The sequence below is a fragment of the Methylibium sp. Root1272 genome, assembly GCF_001425905.1.
Classification (GTDB): Bacteria; Pseudomonadota; Gammaproteobacteria; order Burkholderiales; family Burkholderiaceae_C; genus Methylibium.
Genome location: NZ_LMDY01000017.1, coordinates 192743 through 209737 on the forward strand (window position 1 = coordinate 192743; position 16995 = coordinate 209737).

The following is a 16995-nucleotide window of genomic DNA, read 5'->3' on the forward strand; positions in this document are numbered from 1 at the left end:
GGGTGTTTGCGATGAAGATCACCGTGGTGGGTACCGGCTATGTCGGACTGGTCACCGGCGCGTGCCTGGCCGAAATGGGCAACCACGTGCTGTGCCTGGACCTCGATGCACGCAAGATCGAGATGCTCAATGCCGGCGGCATCCCGATCCACGAGCCGGGGCTGGAAGAGGTGGTCCAGCGCAACGCCGCGGCGAAGCGGCTGGAATTCACCACCGACGTCGATCGCGCGGTCGCGCACGGCACGCTGCAGTTCATCGCCGTCGGCACGCCGCCCGACGAGGACGGCTCGGCGGACCTGCAGTACGTGGTGGCGGCGGCACGCGCGATCGGCGAGCGCATGACCGACTACAAGGTCGTCATCGACAAGAGCACGGTGCCGGTCGGCACCGCCGACAAGGTGCGCGCGGCCATCGATGCAGCGCTGGCGGCGCGCGGCGTGAAGCTCGAGTTCGCTGTCGTCAGCAACCCCGAGTTCCTGAAGGAGGGCGCCGCGGTGGCCGACTTCATGCGCCCCGACCGCGTGGTGATCGGCGCCGACGACGAGCGCGCCATCCTGCTGATGCGTTCGCTCTACGCGCCCTACGTGCGCAACCGCGACCGCGTGCTCGTGATGGACCTGAAGAGCGCCGAGTTCACCAAGTACGCCGCGAACTCCATGCTCGCGACCCGCATCAGCTTCATGAACGAACTGTCGCGCGTTGCCGAGGCGGTGGGGGCCGACATCGAGCTGGTGCGCCAGGGCATCGGCAGCGACCCGCGTATCGGCACGCAGTTCCTCTACGCCGGCTGCGGCTACGGCGGATCGTGCTTCCCGAAGGACGTGAAGGCGCTGATCCGCTCGGCGAGCGAGGCGGGTCAGGAGCTCGAACTGCTGAGTGCCGTGGAGTCGGTCAACGAGCGCCAGAAGCAGGTGCTGGGTGACAAGATCGTCGCCCGTTTCGGCAGCGATCTGAGCGGCAAGCGCTTCGCGCTCTGGGGCCTGGCCTTCAAGCCCGGTACCGACGACATGCGCGAGGCGCCGAGCCGCGTGCTGATCGAGCGACTCACCGCGGCGGGGGCCCAGGTCACGGCCTATGACCCGGTGGCGATGGTGGAGGCCCGCCGTGCCATGCCCGGCCAAGCGGGACTGAGCTACGCCGACTCGGCGGTGGCCGCGCTGAAGGGGGCCGACGCGCTGGTGATCGTGACCGAGTGGAAGGAGTTCCGCAGTCCCGATTTCGATGCGATCCGGACCACGCTGCGCACGCCGCTGGTGTTCGACGGACGCAATCTGTTCGAGCCGGCGCTGATGAAGGAACTCGGCATCGAGTACCACGCGATCGGACGCCCGAATCCATGACGGCACCGCCCTTCCTGCCGTTCGCGTTGCCCGAGATCGGCGACGAGGAGATCGCCGAGGTCGTCGACACGCTGCGGTCGGGCTGGGTCACCACCGGACCGAAGGCGCGGCGCTTCGAGCAGGACTTCGCAGCCTTCCTGGGCGATCCGTCGCTGCAGGCCATCGCGGTCAATTCCGCCACCGCTGGCCTGCACCTCGCGCTCGAGGCGCTGGGCATCGGCCCGGGCGACGAGGTCATCACCACCACCCACACCTTCACCGCGACGGCGGAGGTGGTGCGCTACCTCGGTGCCGACGTGGTGCTGGTCGACATCGATCCGGCCACGCTGAACATCGACCCGGCCGCAGTCGAGACGGCGATCACGCCACGCACCAAGGCCATCATCCCGGTCCACTACGCCGGTCTGGCGGTGGACATGGACGCGATCCTCGCCATTGCGCGCCGGCACGGCCTGAAGGTGGTAGAGGACGCGGCGCACGCGCTGCCCACCACCTGCGGCGGCGCACTGGTCGGCACGCTGGCGAGCGACGCCACGGTGTTCAGCTTCTACGCCAACAAGACCATCACCACCGGCGAGGGGGGCATGGTCGTCACGCGCGACCCCGAGCTCGCGAAGCGCGTGAAGGTGATGCGCCTGCACGGCATCAGCCGCGACGCCTTCGACCGCTTCACGGCCCAAGCGCCGAGCTGGCACTACGAGATCGTCGCGCCGGGCTACAAGTACAACCTGACCGACATCGCCGCAGCGTTGGGCATCCACCAGCTCAAGCGAGCGCGCGGTTTCCAGCAGCGGCGCGCCGCGATCGCGCAGCGCTACCGCGCGGCGTACGCCGACCTGCCGGTGCAGCTGCCGCCCGAACCCGCCGCGGGCGACCTGCACGCCTGGCACCTCTACGTGCTGCGGCTGACCGACGACGCGCCGCTCGCGCGCGACCGCTTCATCGAGCGGCTGTTCGAGCTGGGCATCGGCGTCAGCGTGCACTACATCCCGCTGCACCTGCACCCGTACTGGCGCGAGCGCTACGGCCTGGATGCAGCGCAGTTTCCCCACAGCCAGCACGCCTACGAGCGCATGCTGAGCCTGCCGCTGTACACGAAGATGAGCGAGGCGGACATCGAGCGCGTGATCGCGGCCGTGCGGCAGCTGCTGCTGCGGGGCTGATCGCGCGCGGCGCCGGCATGGCCAAGCGACTGGTCGACCTGGTGTTCGCGGTGGGCGGCCTGCTGCTGCTGTCGCCGCTGTTGCTGCTGACCGCGCTGGCGATCCGGCTCGACACCCCCGGGCCGGTGTTCTTCCGCCAGGAGCGCGTGGGGCGCCTCGGCCGGCCGTTCCGCATCCACAAGTTCCGCACCATGGTGGCAGACGCGCCGCTGCGCGGCCCGGCGCTCACGGTGGGCGACGACGCCCGCATCACGCGCGTGGGCCGCTGGCTGCGCGAGCGCCGGCTCGACGAGCTGCCGCAGCTGATCGACGTGCTGTACGGCGACATGAGCGTCGTCGGCCCGCGGCCCGAGCTGCCGCGCTACGTGGCGCAGTACCCGGCGGCGCTGCGCGAGCGCGTGCTGGCGGTGCGGCCCGGCATCACCGATCCGGCCTCGCTGGCCCACCTGGACGAGAGTGCGCTGCTGGCCCAGGCCGCCGACCCCGAGCGCGAGTACGTCGAGGTGCTGTTGCCGCGCAAGCTGCAGTTGGCCGCCGACTACGCGGACCGCGCGTCGACCGCGTCCGACCTGTGCGTGCTGTGGCGCTCGGTGAAACTGCTGCTGGGAAGCGGAAAACGATAATCGCTGCCGTGCCGTCTTCCCGCCCTTCATGACCCCGACGCCTTCCGTGTGGCACTGGCTCGACGCTCGGCTGAGCCGCGTGCGCCCGCATCGCGAGCGGCTGGCGCTGCTGATCGACGCCGCGGTCATCGCCGTCTGCTGGCAGTTCACCTACCTGTTCCGGCTCGGCTTCGAGCGCTGGCTCAGTGCGCGGCCCGGCTACGACGGCTGGGTGTTGCTGGGCATCGTGGTTCTCTACGTGGCGGTGTTCCTGCTGCTGCGCGTGCCGCGCGGCATGTGGCGCTTCTCCGGCTTCGGCGAGATCAAGCGCCTGACGATCGCCTGCGTGCTGGCCGGCGGGCTGGCTGCCGGCGTGGTGATGTGGGCCGAGCTGCGCGCCATCCCGCGTGCGGTGCTGGCGCTGCACCCGATCGTCGCGTTGATGGGCCTGGCCAGCGTGCGCATCGCCTACCGCATGCTCTATGAACACCTGCGTGCCCGCATTTCCGGCAGCGCCCGCGAGACGCGCCGGGCGCTGGTGCTCGGCGCGGGCGACGCGGCGCGCCTGCTGCTGGCCGGCCTGCAGCACCAGGGCTGGGTGGTGGCGGGCCTGCTGGACGACCACCCGGCCAAGCAGCGCGCCCGCATCGGCGGCGTGCCGGTGATCGGCCCGCTGGCGAGCGTGGTCGAGCACGTGCGGCTGCTCGACATCAGCCACGTCATCATCGCCATGCCCTCGCTGCGCGGCTCGGCGCGCCGCCGCGTGATCGACCTGGCCGCCGAGACCGGCCTGCCGGTGCTCACCGTGCCCTCGGCCGAGGAGCTGCTGGAAGGCGCCGCCGTCAGCCGGGTGCGTGACATCGAGCCGGACGACCTGCTGGGCCGTGAGCCGGTGGTGCTGGACGAAGCCGGCATCTCGGAGTGCCTGAAGGGCAAGTGCGTGATGATCACCGGCGCCGGCGGCAGCATCGGCAGCGAGCTGTGCCGGCAGGTGGCGCGCTACGGGCCGTCGATGCTGGTGCTGTACGAGCTGAGCGAGTTCAACCTGTACACCATCGAGCAGGCGCTGAGCGACAGCTTCCCCGCGCTGCCGCTGGTGCGCCTGATCGGCGACGTGAAGAACGCCGCGCACCTGCGGCACGTGATGGCCCGCTGGCAGCCGCAGATCGTGTTCCATGCCGCGGCCTACAAGCACGTGCCGCTGATGGAGGAGCACAACGCCTGGGCGGCGCTGCAGAACAACACGCTGGGCACCTGGCAGGCGGCCAGCGAGGCGGCGCGAGCCGGCGCGGAACGCTTCGTGCTCATCAGCACCGACAAGGCAGTGAACCCGACCAACGTGATGGGTGCGACCAAGCGCGCCGCCGAGATGGTGATCTCTCACCTGGCCTCGCAGGGCCATGCGACGCGCTTCATGGCCGTGCGCTTCGGCAACGTGCTCGGCTCCAGCGGCAGCGTGATCCCCAAGTTCAAGGAGCAGATTGCCAAGGGCGGCCCGGTGACGGTGACCCACGCCGAGATCACGCGCTATTTCATGACCATCCCGGAGGCCGCGAGGCTGGTGGTGCAGGCGGCGGCGATCGGCGAGACCGGACAGGTGTACGTGCTGGACATGGGCGAGCCGGTGCGCATCGTCGACCTGGCGCGCGACCTGATCCGGCTGGCGGGCCACACGGTCGACGAGATCGGCATCGTGTACAGCGGCCTGCGCGCCGGCGAGAAGCTCTACGAGGAACTGCTGGCCGACGCCGACCACACGCTGCCCACGCCGATCGCGCGGTTGCTGATCGCGCGCATCGAGGCCGACGTGTCGCGCGTGTCGGCGCTGGTCGACCGGGCGCTGCATCCGGAGAGCGCGACGGCCGACGAGGTGCGACGGCAGCTGATGTGCGCAGTGCCCGAGTACCAGGCTGTCGGCGACACCAGCGCGGCCGCTTCCTCGGGTGACGTGCTTTTTCCTGTTGACCCTCGCATAGAACGCTCGGCATGAATGTCGCCTATCTCGACCCTCCGTACAGCCGCTACTTCCACAAGCTGGCGGCGCGGTTGGCTCAGCCTTCGGGCGGCAGCGTCATTGCCCTGCTGTCCTGTCCGGCCTATCGCCTGTACGCGGGGGGCGACCGCGCCCAGGTCTGGGAGCCGGGCGCGCCGGCGCAGGAGCATGTCCTGCCGCAGGCCTTCGAGCGGGCGGGCTGGGCGCAGTCCGGCTCGCCAGAATTCGGGCGCGCCTTCTCTCACGCGGTCGAGTGGTTCAAGGAGCGCTTCGTTGCCGAACGCGTCGACATCTGCCTGGTGTTTTCCGATGCCCGGCCGTTCTCGCAGGCGGCGCACGTGGCGGCGCAGGCGCTGGGCGTCGTCTGCGTGTTCTTCGAGCGCGGCGCGTTCCGCTATCGCACGGCGAGCCTCAGCACGCAGGGGCTGAATGCGCGCTTCTGCCTGAGGCAGGCGCTGCAATCGCCCGTGCTCGAGGCGATCACGCCCTTCGAGTTGCCGCCGCGCCGTGCGGTCGAGCCCTGGCTGAAGCTGCGCTTCGTCGGCTTCATGGCGCTCAATGGGCTGCTCAGTTCGCTGCAGCCGCAACGCCGGCCGATGCAGCACAAGAGCTACCACTTCTTCAACTATCTGCGCATCGCCCTCAAGCAATTCGGCGCGGAGCATCCCGAACTGCCGCTGGCGCATGTCGCCGAGCCGCCGCCGATCGACGGCCCGGTGGTGGTGCTGCCACTCCAACTGCCGACGGACTCGCAGTTCGTCATGTATTCGCCCTTCAAGCACAACCAGGAGTTCATCGACTTCGTGGCCAGGCAGCTGCGGGCCGTGCTCCCCGAGGCGCAACTGCTGGTGAAGAAGCATCCGATGGACGTGCGCGATTACCGCATGCCGACCGGTGCACGGTGGATCGGCGGAAACCTGGCTCGCTTTCACGAGCGCCCCGTCGTGTTTGTCTGCCTCAACTCGAATGTGGGCTTCGAGGCGGCGATCCACGGCAAGCCTGTGCTGTGCTTTGCCGACAGCTTCTACACCGGCCATGCGAGCGTGACGAGGGTGAACCGCGAAGATTTTGCGCAGCAGCTCACCGCGGCAGCGGCGCGGCCCGACGACCCGGTGGCCGGGCGAGCACTCCGCACGGCCGTGCTGCGACACTGCCAGGCACCGGGCGACGTGTGGGCCTACAGCGCCGAGGACCTGGCACTGACGCGGGACATCGTGGCGACGCACTACGATGCGGCCCGGCTGTCCGGGGCTGCGCCGCCTGCCTGACGCGGCCCAGCCGCCCCTCAGCCGTCGAGGTCCGCCAGCGTCGCGGCCACTTCCGCGGGCAGCGGCCTGAAGAGGTCATCGCCCTGCAGCAGGTGCGCGAGGTGGCGCTCGGTCCAGGCCTGCTGGTAGGCGATCCGCGGCCCGGACCAGCCCTGCCGGTCGAAGCCGGCGTCGCCGGAGGTCGTCAGCGATCCCGCGCGCTGACCGAACAGCGACAGCGGCTTCGCGACGAGGCGGTGATGCCGCTCGCCCAGCAGCAGCCTGAGCCGCGCGACGTACTCGCTGTCGGCGCCGAAACGCAGATCGTCGAAGTAACCGACCCGGCGCAGCACGACCTCGCGCCGCACGAGCAGCGAGATCGGCGTCCAGCGTGTCAACGGCCACACGCGGGCTTCGCCGAACTGCCCGTCGTCGGCCAGCCGCACGCAACGGCCGGTCGTCGCATGAAGCTGCTCGTCGGCCAGCAGCGGGGCCAGGGCGTGATCGAGGCGCTGCGGGTGGGCGAAGTCGTCGGCGTCGTGAAAGGCCACGAAGCGGCCGCGCGCGGCGGCCAGGCCGAGGTTGCGCGCGAAGTAGGCGCCGCGGTTGTGCGGCAGCCGGATCACGCGGATCGCTGCGTGCTCACGGGCGAGCGCCTCGACGATCGCGGCGGTGCCATCGCGGCTGGCGTCATCGATCACCAGGATCTCATCGGGCCTTCGCGTCTGCCACAGCATCGACTCGATCGCGGCCCGGACGTGCACCGCGTTGTCGTAGGCGGGGATCACCACTGACAGCAGCGCGTCTCCGGCCGACGCGGCGGCTGCTGTTGACGCCGTGCCTGCCCGCGCGATCGGCGAGAGCTGGGTCACGCCCAGCGGCGCATCAGCCTGGCGCCATTGCAGCGGTGCGAGGCCGTGGCGCGCGAGGTAGCGGTTGAGGAGGGCCAGGCGCTGCCGTGCGTCTCCGGCCTGGTTGGCCGCCAGCAGCAGGTAGTCGGCGTGCATCTGCCACGGCCACGCACGGAGCCAGGCCGCAGCGGTGTCCGGCTCGCCGGCTCGCAGCGCGACGGCCGGCGCGCACGCCGGGCGCCGCGGCATCGCCTGCACCACTGCAAGCGCGGCCTGAGGTGAGCGTGAGGCCAGGATCGAAAGGCAGCGGTTCTGCACCGCCTGCGGCGCGCGCGCCAGCGCAGGCGCGGCGGCCGGATCGGCGGCGCAGCGGTCGAGCGCGCCGAAGTCGCCCTCCAGCCAGGCGAGCTGGATCGCTGCGGGCAGCGCCAGCAGAGCGGGCGACCGGTCCAGCAGCTGCCGTGCGCGCCGTACCAGGCCGAGTTCGATGCACAGCGCGAGCGCACCGTCTGGCGGCGCAGGGTCGTTGCTCAACAGGGTCGCCAGCCGCTGCAGCAGCGACGGCGTGCGTGCGGCGCGGCGTTCGAGCAGGCGGTGCTCCAAACGCTGCAGAGCCTGCAGCGGCGTCATCACGTCGCGGCGCTCCGGTGGCGGGCGGCGGCGATCCAGTCGATCAGCCGCTCGGCCTCGCAGCGCCGGCCGGTGTCGGGGTCGAGATAGCGCGGGTAGTCGACCAGCGCCGCATGCACCAGGCCGGCCATCGCGACCGGCCGCGGCATCACGCGCCGGGCCGGAGCGGGCAGGTCGTCGGTCGTCAGCCCCCAGCCGGCGTAGAAGGGCATGCCGAAGCTGCGGACCGGCTTGCCCCACAGCAGGGCCTCGAAGCCCATCTGCGACGTGACCGTGTAGACGGCCTGTGCCGGCTCCAGCAGCGATGGCGGGTGCGCGTCCGTGGCCAGCACGCTGATGCGTGACGCGGCCGCACCCAGCGACTCGAAGTGGCCGCGCTTGCGGCCGGCCACGACGTCGGGATGCACCTTCAGCAGCACCCGGTGCCGCGGGTGCTCGTCCAGTGCTGCCTCCAGCATCCGCTGGAAACTGCGTTCGTCGGCCAGGCCGCAGCGGATCGAGGCGTCGCCGCGGGTCTGGTCGACCACGAGCACATAGGGCTCGCCGGCGTGCGGCACGACGGCCTCCGGGGCATGGTTGTACTTGGACACACGGGCAGCGCGCCACTGCCGTGCCAGGGCCTCGCCGCGGGCCAGCTGTGCGGCGTCATGACCGGCCCGCACCAGCGCGTCCAGACCCGAAGGCACGGTGGCGTCGTAGTAGATGCCGACCGGGTCGAGCACGATCGACAGCGGTGGGTCGCGGTGCCCCAGGCCGACCGAGCGCAGAAAGCCGTCTTCGGCGTACCAGACGGGCACGTCGGCGGCCCAGGGCCAGCGGAGCGCGCGCGACGTACCGCGCTTGCGGCCCCAGGCCAGCAGGGCATCGACCTCTCGACCGAGCAGCGGCGGATGGATCACGCGGGCCTCCAGCAGGGGCTCCAGCGTCGTCATGCGGCGGCGCCACCAGCACAGGCCGTAGCGGTGCTCCGCGGACAGTGGATTCACGAAAGTACAGGCAAACCGGCTCGACCTACAGTAGGCGTCGGGTCGCTGTCGTCAGGACCAATCCACCGGTCTTGGCGTATGGTCGGTAGCAGCCGGTGGACAGCGGCCACCGTCACGCAGGCAATTCGAGCTGGGCAATCCACCATGAATACTCTTTCAGACATCTTGTGCGCGACTGGACGTCCAACCCTCGGCCGGCGTCGAGCTTGGTCCGATATTTTGGCGCTTAGTCGGGCGTTTGCAGCGGCCTGGACCCTGATGCTGGCGCTTCCGTTCGCGGCCGAGGCGCAGGGCATGGCGGTCTACATGGCGGCGGACGGCGCGGACGCCAATTCGGGTGCGAGCCCGGGGACTGCGGTGGCGTCTCTGGAGCGGGCCCTGCAGGTGGCGATCCGGCAGGCCGGAGCGGGTGGCACGGAGATCCTGGTGGCTCCGGGTACGTACCGAGGACAGCGCAATGTCCTGAGACTGAAGACCGAGCCACCGCCGATCGCAATCCGGGCCGTGGACTCCACGCAGCGGCCGATCTTCGATGGAGAGACGAACCAGGGCACGTGGTTGCGCGTTCTGGCGCAGACCCCCATGCGGCTGCCGCTCACGATCGAGGGCCTCGACGTGCGTCGGTACAGCACGGCGTTGTCGATCGAGGCGCCGTTCGAAGCAGGTGTCGGGCAGCAGCTCGCATCTGCTGTGAAGGTCTTGTCGAACCGCTTCGAGGGTATCGGCAGTCTTCAGGGGCCTCCGTCGACCGCGGCGCTGCGGTTCGTGGGGATCAGCGAGTCGATCGTCAAGGGGAACAGTTTCCTGCGGGTACGCAATGCCGGGGATTGCAGCCTTCTGCATCCGATCTACATGGCGCACGGGAGCAACCGGAACCGGATCGAGGGCAACAGCTTCGACGACAACTGCGGCGTCGCCATCAAGCTTCGCGATGCTTCGAACGAGAACCAGATCGTCGACAACGAGTTTCGCCGGCAAACGCTGCCGGCCGTCTTTCAGGACTGGTACTGCGATGCGACGAAGCGCAAGGACTGTGAACGAAAGGACGAGTGCCCGTCCTGGAGCAACCGGTTTGCCGGGAATCGACTGGACGGCAAACCGGTGACGCCGGTCGCGCTGGACATCCGGCACGGCGAACGCCCTTCCAACCAGTGCGAACTCCCTGCGGTGAGGGAGCGTGTCCTCATGCAGTCTCCGGCCACATCGACTCGCGCAACCTCCCGTGGGAGCCAGCCGCGATGAGTCGGCATCCCTACGCCGATCTTCCCGACAGGCATTTCTGGCGGCGTACGGTCAAGGCGTGGCGTTCCGAAGAGCCGATCTCCCTCGACACCCCGAAGTTCGAGATCACGCAGTCGACCCGAATCGCGACGCTGGGGAGTTGCTTCGCACAGCACATCGGCCGCGTCTTGCGCGAGCGGAACTACAGCTTCATCGATTACGAACCTGGGCCGTCATTGCTCCCCGTCGACCAGCAGGCTGCCTATGGTTACGGACTGTTCTCGGTCCGGTCGGGCAACGTCTATACGTCGAAGCAACTGCTGCAGTTGCTCCAGCGGGCGTTCGGTGAACATCACGCCGAGATGGTCTGGGAGACCGAAGGCCGGTTCTATGACGCCTACCGGCCCACGATCGAGCCCGGAGGGTTTGCCAGCTTGGATGAACTGATCGCCTTGCGGCGTTCGCATGAGCGTGCGCTCAAGAGGATGTTCCGCGAGTCCGAGGTTCTGGTGTTCACGATGGGGCTGACCGAACTGTGGCTAGATCAACGGGACGGCACTGCCTATCCTCTGTGCCCGGGGACGATCGCGGGGCATTTCGATGCTTCGGTTCACGGCTTCCGGAATCAAGGATTCTCGGAGGTCCTGGAAGACATGGAGTTGTTCATCGCCGGCGCTCGCCGGCGCAATCCGGATCTCCGCTTCTTGCTGACGGTGTCGCCTGTTCCTCTGGCGGCGACGGCCTCGCGCGATCATGTCGTCGTCGCGACCTCCTACTCCAAGAGCGTGCTTCGGGCCGTGGCAGGCGAACTGTGCCGACGACATGACCACGTCGACTACTTCCCGAGCTATGAACTCGTGACATCGGCCGGGGCTGCCGAGATATGCTTCGATGCGGACATGCGAAACGTCACGGCTCAAGGAGTGCAACGCGTCATGTCGAGCTTCGTGGCGACCTATCGGGGGCCGCAAGGAGAAGACGCGTACCCGACCTCGGCATCCGTCGAAGCCTGCGAGCAACGCGTCGATGAGGAAAACCGCATCGAACTGGCGACGCTTTGTGACGAAGCCACGCTGGATGCGGGGTCTGCTTCTTGAAGCAGGTGCTGATTCTCGGGGATTCCCACGTGGTCGCGCTCGGTCATGCGCTTGAGCGGAACCCTGGTTCGCAAGACCTTCCGGCGCTGGGTCGGGCCAGCGTCCGCAAGCTGTTCTCCTTCCCGACGACGTTGCGAGCCTTTCATCGACGCCGCGACAACGACGTGGTGTTGACCGACGCAGATGCGGCGCGTGAACTCGCCGAAGTGATCGGGGCCCAATCCATCTCAGGCGACGATGGACGGATCTTCGTTTTTTCGATCCCGTACACGACGACGATATTGCTGCGCAATCCCGTTTGGCGTCGATTCAGTCCCTGGGCCGTTTGCGAGCGGCCACGGCAACCACTGTCGGTGGCCGTGGTCGAGCAGATCGTCCTGCATCACTTCCGATACTCGATGCAGTTCCTGACCGACCTTTCGGAAACAGGTGTCCGTTGTTTCGCGCTGCATGCGCCGCCACCGCGGCGCGACGATCCGAAGTTCGGGAGATCGATCGAGGCGCGCGTTGGCGCGGTCCTGCATGCCACGGCGGTGCAAGTCGTTCAACGCGCGCTGCAGGCGCGCGGGGTCGAATCGATCGGTTCGATGTCGGGACTCGCAGCGAGCATTCTGTCCAACGATGGATTCCTGCCTCTGGAGTTTCATGCTGCCGATGCAAACGACTTCCACCACGCGAACGCGCGGTTCGGCCAGGAGATGCTGTCAGCGATCGACGCGAGAATCCGTCGGCTCGACGACTGATGCGGGGGCGTGGTCGCCGGGTCTTCAGATGCCGGTCTTGACCAGCGCGGCGTCGACGCGATTGACGATGCACTCGCTCTGATCGGTCGGCCGATGAGTCTCCAGGAAATGAGGCCACGCCCAGACGTGATCGTAGGTCACGTGCTCCCAGTAATAGCGGCAATCCGTCGAGGGTGTGTTCCAGAGATGTTGGCGGTACACCTTGAGCGGCAAGCGGTTCACGGTGCAATAGGCATCTTCGCGCTTCGTGAATCGGGCAACGACGTCGTCCGGGAAGAGATGATGCAAGTGCGGTACGCCACTGAATCGCGTCAGATGCGGACCGAAGGGCGCGTTCCAGGGAGGGCCGAACTGCGTGAAGAAGACGCCGCCATTGCGCAGCACTCGGGTGATCTCGTGAATCACGGCGCCGGGTTGCGGTAAGTGTTCAAGGACGTTGAAGCTCACAACGAGATCAACCGAGCCAGTGGGCAAGGGAATGCATTCCGCCGAGGCGCAGATGAATTGCTCCGAGTGTTCTGCATCCTGCAGGGATCGGGTTGCCGGAAATCGCCGATCATCGATGTCGAGGCCGACATAGCAATAGCTTTCACGTTGCTGGAGCCCGCGCAAGTTGTCGCCACGGCCACAGCCAATATCGAGAACCGTGTGAAATGATCCGCCGCTCACCTGTCCGGCGACCTGAATGGCCTTGTTCATCCGACGCTGTGACCGATGCGCGAGAGAGGCCTCGTCGTACTTCATGCCGCCACGAGCCGGTAACAGTGTGCTGAGTTGCTCGAGGGCCTTCAGATCCCGATTCCACGACAACACCGCAGCGACGTCGTCAGTCGAAGCAACGCTGATCGGATGATCTCGATGCAACTGATCAAGAATCCGAGAGGCGCTCTGCGATCTCGGATCGAACTTGGTGGGTAGCGGCTTCAATCGTCGTGTCCGATGAACTCGAGTTCCACGGTGGATCAGGGCGTGGGCAATCCATGCCCCGGCGTTTCAGTCAACATGGCCCAAGCCCAACCGCGACGCCGTGGGCGATGCAGCATGCTGACCTCTGCATCCGGGAAGACGGATTGGAGCCTGGGTGCATCGAAGCGCTGCAGGTGATACGAGGGCAGCGGCAGCGGCTCTTCGAACGGAACGCTCATCACCAGCTTGTTCTTCGTGACGCGTCGAAGTTCCTCGATGCCGCGCATCATCACCTCGGTGGGCACGTGCTCGAGGACCTCCATGCAGAAGACTACGTCGAAGTGGCGGTCGGGGAACTGCAGCTTGTCGACGCTCATGATGCGGAAGTCGAGCGCAGGCGTGAGCTGTAGAAACTTGCTGTACCGACGAATGTCGATGCCGACGACGCTGGTAAAACGCTCCAGCAGCGTCAGGTAATTGAGCATCGGGCCGGGTCCGACGCCGACCTCGAGGATCGATTGGGTTCCCGGTGGAATCAGCGACGCAGCGTACTGCAGCCGTCGCCAGTCGGCGTCGAGATACAAGCCCTTCTTGTCGTCACCGTACTTCTCTTGGTAATGACGCTCGTACTGCTCGCGGACGGCGAGCATCAGGGGATCGGCCAACGGGCCGAGGTCGATGTCGATCGGGCTCATGGGTGCTGCGCTTTGATGTCAGATGTAGGCGATATCGAGATTCAGGCCGTCCTGCAGGATGCGGGCCTTGCGGAGAAACTCATCGTCATCGATGTGCCAGGTGTGCTGCGCCGAATCTGCGTACCGCACGTGAACGAAATTGAAGGGGTCCGTGGAGAGTATGGGTACGGCGCGTTCCTGCAGTGCCTTCAGGAATGCTGTGTCGGTACCCTGGCGCACTCGTTCGAATCTCTGTTCGCCGGTTCGGCGACGGTCCCAGACCAGTGTGCCGCCGTGCACCAACTTCGTGTAGCGGTAGTGCTTCGATGGAAACCGTAGGGCCATCTGATTGGTTCGTTCGACAAAGCAGAAATAGGATCCCTTGCCAACGAGGCCGGCCTCGCTGTAGTTGAATGCAAGTGCGGCGTCGGCCAGGTAGTCGGGACCGTAGTGATCGTCGTCATCGATCTTGGCCAGCAGCGGCGTCGTCGAGCGATCGATCGCGAGATTGAGGCCGTCAGCCAAAACCGAGTCCTGTCCGGGCAGATGTAGCACGGTTGCCTCCAACCTTCGATCAAAGGCCGCCTTGACCTTTTCCAGATCGAAGCCGTCTCCGTGTGCGACAAAGATGAGCCGCACGCTCGGATGCGTCTGCGCATTCATCATGGATGCAATCTGGGCCAGGAACCCGGGTCGCTTGGAAACGCAGATGGCCGTGATGGTTTCCGGCGGAGAGGTCGAATCGCCTCGCAAACTGAGTGCCTTCGCGACCTCGGCGGCGCGATGTCGATAGGTGTGCTGGCCATGCACGAGCCTGACGCCTCGTGCACTGCGCCTCAACGACGTGAGTTCGTCCGAGAGCAGTTCTTCCAGCGTGCGAGACACCTGGTCGGTCGTTGTCACGACATCGACCACTTTCGCGAAGGGGCCCTCCAAAGCGGGCGAGGGCGAGGAGATCAGCGGGGTGCCGCTGGCCGCCAACTCGAACACGCGTCGAGCCACCATCGACGGCGATTCCTCGACGGAGTTGACGTTGATCATGACGCCGTAGCGCCGGTAGACCTGATCTGCGATGACGTCGTACGGTACTGCACCCCTTACGGCAGTACCAAAGCGCTCAGGGAACCGTTGTGCTGAATCGGCGGCATCCGCATACCGATCGAAAATGTCGAGAATGCCTCGCGCCATCGGCGCCGTCAGCAGGATGTCAAGCCACTTGGCGCGGGCAGGATATTTGATACCGTTCCAGCTACCGGCAAAGGCCACGCGCGCATTGCGATTCGCCTCCAGGATGGGATGATGCATCGCAGATTGCGCTGCAAACGGCAAGACATGAACGCGGTCATGCCCCAACTGAGTTCGGTAGCGCTGCACACAGTCTGCATCGGTCGTGAAGACATGATCGAACTGTCTGGCAACGTCGATGAAGACATCGAAATTTGCAGGATCCTCCTTGTTCCAGAAGGCCGTAGGGATGCCGCGAGACCGACAAAGGGCGAGCACGCCGCGCAGGTCGTCGCCCTGTGTGCCGGTGAACTTCGTCATGCAGTAGTTCCACGTCCCTCCATTTCCGCGCCAGGCCGACTCGGCGAAGAACAGGTCCCAAGCCCCTGAAGTCACTTGATCAGACCATCCACCGCGTCGGAGTGGGACGAGATCGAACTCCGGCGCGAAGCAATGCTCTGAAAACGGGTCGAGCAGGGACAAAACCCTCAGCCGCCCCGGTGGCGAGGCCTCCGCTGTCGTTGTGCTGCGGGGCCTCTCGGCGATGGGCGCTGCTGGCGATGAAACCTGCGGCAACTGGGTGCTGCGATTGATCTGCTCGAATACAACGCGAAAGACGTGTCGAGCGCTGTGGCGAACAACTGCGATGCGAACTGTTCGGCAGCCGTCAGGCAAGGCGATCTGCAAGTCGTGCAGCGTATCGATATCGACACCCAGCGGTCTTTGGTATCGACCGTCGACCGCTGGCGCTCGAGCGAAGTGGGTGTCGCTCAGCGTCAAGGTCTTTCCCGACGCATCGGTTCCCTCGAAAAGGAGCATGGCGCCATCCTCTGCACCACCTTCCGGCGCCTGCAGTCTCAGCCGAAGGCCAAGCGATGCCACTTCCGGTGTCGTATCGATTGCGAGCCATTGCGGTGCTGCCTTCGCCAGAAAGGACTGGGGTCGCCATGCTTGACGGGCGCCGAGATGCTGCCATGCTCCCGCTGCGGCCGCATCGGCGGTTCGCAGCAGCTGACGGTCGTGCCGGTGCTTCAGCCCTTCGCGTATCAGCAGCCACGGCAAGACAATCAATTTAGAGGGTTGGCGCCTGCAAGCAACGAGTACGCTCCCCAGCCTGTAGGCAAGCTGCTGTTGAATCTGCTGGCGTTGCAGATCCGACTGACGCGACAATTGATCTGCGCGAACGGCTTGCTTGATCACGGCGTGACCGAGATCGGTCAACTGATGCTGCTTCCGTTTGAGTGATGTGATGGTGGCAGCCGACGCAGACTTCTCGACGGAAGCAGCTAGCTCGGCTCTTGCTGTGCGCAATTTCTGCGAGTCGAACTTTCTCGAAAGTTCGGAGGCGAGTCGCCGCGCCTCGTCGAGTTCGAGGTCGGTGGCCGAGGCGCGTTGCTGCTGTGCGGCGAGTTGATCGGCAAGTTCCGCAGAAGTCGTCTGTTGGACCTCGATCCGTCGCATCAACTCGATGACTTGCTGCTCGCCGGCCAGAAGCGCTGCTGTCAAATCAGCAGTTCGCTGCTCGGCAGCCAGAAGCGCGGCCTTCGCTTGTGTCGCCTCAGCACGTACACGAAACAACTCCTGAGTGACGCGATAGGGGTTGCCATCACCGAATCGGCGACTGAAGTACGCCGCATTCACACGCCGCAGGAAGGGCGAATCCTCTAGCCACTCGTGCTGTTGCTCGTACACACGGAACAACCGGTAGCCGTGCGCTGTCAGTGCCGCGTCGATATCGCGAAAGTAGGTGTGTTGCCGGCTCTCCGGATTCATGCCTGCTTCGATGTAGATCACATCGGCAGCCTGCTCGCTGAGCAAGCGCTGCGCACCGCGGAGCACTTCGAGTTCGAAGCCTTCGACGTCGATCTTCAGCAGGGAAATGCGACGCTCGGTAATGACATCCAGCATTTCGTCGAGCGTGACGATCGGTCGTTCCACCGTCGTTGAATCGAACGAACTCGATGCGTCAGACGTACTCTTCGGCTCGTACGCAACGCGAGTCATGCTGCGTGCTTTCGTCAGCTTGACGACACCTCTCTCTGCTCCCAAAGCCACGTCATGGAGCGCCAGACGTCGACCCTTGAACATCCCTTTGGCGCGGCGCTCTAGAGTGGCGAAAGAGTCCGGGTTCGGTTCGAACAAATGGGCCTCGCCAACCTTGAGCGAGGACTCGATCAATTTTTCAAGCACCTCGCCTTCGAATGCGCCTACATCGACGTACGTCATGCTCCGCCCATAGAAGAACGGCTCGAGATCGCTGAAGAAGGCTGCGACAGAGTCTTGCGTCATGAGTGAAGCGCTCGGAATTTCGGATGTGC

Annotated in this window: 13 protein-coding genes; 8 read left to right on the plus strand and 5 right to left on the minus strand. The window is 66.3% G+C overall.

Features of this window, described 5'->3' with window-relative positions:
- The first annotated feature begins 11 nt into the window (after positions 1 to 11).
- From ASC67_RS17985 to ASC67_RS18005, 5 genes are read left to right on the plus strand one after another with little or no spacing between them, the layout of a single operon-like run.
- Positions 12 to 1340, plus strand: coding sequence for a UDP-glucose/GDP-mannose dehydrogenase family protein (locus ASC67_RS17985; protein ID WP_056324990.1), 1329 nt, complete (start codon positions 12 to 14; stop codon positions 1338 to 1340).
- Positions 1337 to 2503, plus strand: a complete 1167-nt coding sequence (locus ASC67_RS17990; protein WP_056324994.1) for a DegT/DnrJ/EryC1/StrS aminotransferase family protein — start codon at positions 1337 to 1339, stop codon at positions 2501 to 2503. The genes ASC67_RS17985 and ASC67_RS17990 overlap by 4 nt, the downstream gene beginning before the upstream one ends.
- A 17-nt stretch (positions 2504 to 2520) precedes the next feature.
- Positions 2521 to 3126: a sugar transferase gene (locus ASC67_RS17995; protein ID WP_056324998.1), complete on the plus strand. Its 606-nt coding sequence runs from the start codon at positions 2521 to 2523 to the stop codon at positions 3124 to 3126.
- A gap of 28 nt (positions 3127 to 3154) precedes the next feature.
- A complete protein-coding gene (locus ASC67_RS18000; protein ID WP_056325000.1) occupies positions 3155 to 5095 on the plus strand; it encodes a nucleoside-diphosphate sugar epimerase/dehydratase in 1941 nt (646 codons plus the stop codon).
- Complete coding sequence (locus tag ASC67_RS18005; protein ID WP_056325003.1) at positions 5092 to 6366, plus strand: hypothetical protein; 1275 nt, start codon at positions 5092 to 5094, stop codon at positions 6364 to 6366. Before ASC67_RS18000 ends, ASC67_RS18005 begins: the two co-directional genes overlap by 4 nt.
- 17 nt (positions 6367 to 6383) lie before the next feature.
- Here the strand turns inward: ASC67_RS18005 and ASC67_RS18010 are convergent, their stop codons facing one another.
- Together ASC67_RS18010 and ASC67_RS18015 are read right to left on the minus strand one after the other, a co-directional pair.
- Positions 6384 to 7826, minus strand: coding sequence for a glycosyltransferase family A protein (locus tag ASC67_RS18010; protein ID WP_056325011.1), 1443 nt, complete (start codon positions 7824 to 7826; stop codon positions 6384 to 6386).
- Positions 7826 to 8812, minus strand: a complete 987-nt coding sequence (locus tag ASC67_RS18015; protein ID WP_056325014.1) for a beta-3-deoxy-D-manno-oct-2-ulosonic acid transferase — start codon at positions 8810 to 8812, stop codon at positions 7826 to 7828. Before ASC67_RS18015 ends, ASC67_RS18010 begins: the two co-directional genes overlap by 1 nt.
- Before the next feature lie 258 nt (positions 8813 to 9070).
- Here ASC67_RS18015 and ASC67_RS18020 point away from each other — a divergent pair, with 258 nt between their 5' ends.
- From ASC67_RS18020 to ASC67_RS20705, 3 genes are read left to right on the plus strand one after another with little or no spacing between them, the layout of a single operon-like run.
- Positions 9071 to 10054, plus strand: coding sequence for a right-handed parallel beta-helix repeat-containing protein (locus ASC67_RS18020; protein WP_056325028.1), 984 nt, complete (start codon positions 9071 to 9073; stop codon positions 10052 to 10054).
- Positions 10051 to 11130 carry a GSCFA domain-containing protein gene (locus ASC67_RS18025; RefSeq protein WP_082536107.1) on the plus strand — a complete coding sequence of 360 codons (1080 nt, stop codon included), beginning with the start codon at positions 10051 to 10053 and terminating at the stop codon, positions 11128 to 11130. Before ASC67_RS18020 ends, ASC67_RS18025 begins: the two co-directional genes overlap by 4 nt.
- Positions 11127 to 11873 carry a hypothetical protein gene (locus ASC67_RS20705; protein ID WP_156466814.1) on the plus strand — a complete coding sequence of 249 codons (747 nt, stop codon included), beginning with the start codon at positions 11127 to 11129 and terminating at the stop codon, positions 11871 to 11873. The genes ASC67_RS18025 and ASC67_RS20705 overlap by 4 nt, the downstream gene beginning before the upstream one ends.
- A gap of 24 nt (positions 11874 to 11897) precedes the next feature.
- On the opposite strand, the gene ASC67_RS20390 is transcribed toward ASC67_RS20705, so the two are convergent.
- From ASC67_RS20390 to ASC67_RS18045, 3 genes are read right to left on the minus strand one after another with little or no spacing between them, the layout of a single operon-like run.
- Entirely contained in the window at positions 11898 to 12800 is a 903-nt protein-coding gene (locus ASC67_RS20390; protein ID WP_156466815.1) for a class I SAM-dependent methyltransferase, read from the minus strand.
- 35 nt (positions 12801 to 12835) lie between these two features.
- Complete coding sequence (locus ASC67_RS18040) at positions 12836 to 13474, minus strand: class I SAM-dependent methyltransferase (protein WP_056325042.1); 639 nt, start codon at positions 13472 to 13474, stop codon at positions 12836 to 12838.
- Between the two features lie 18 nt (positions 13475 to 13492).
- On the minus strand, positions 13493 to 16966 hold the full coding sequence (locus ASC67_RS18045) for an FkbM family methyltransferase (protein WP_056325046.1): 3474 nt from the start codon (positions 16964 to 16966) through the stop codon (positions 13493 to 13495).
- Between the last annotated feature and the right edge of the window lie 29 nt (positions 16967 to 16995).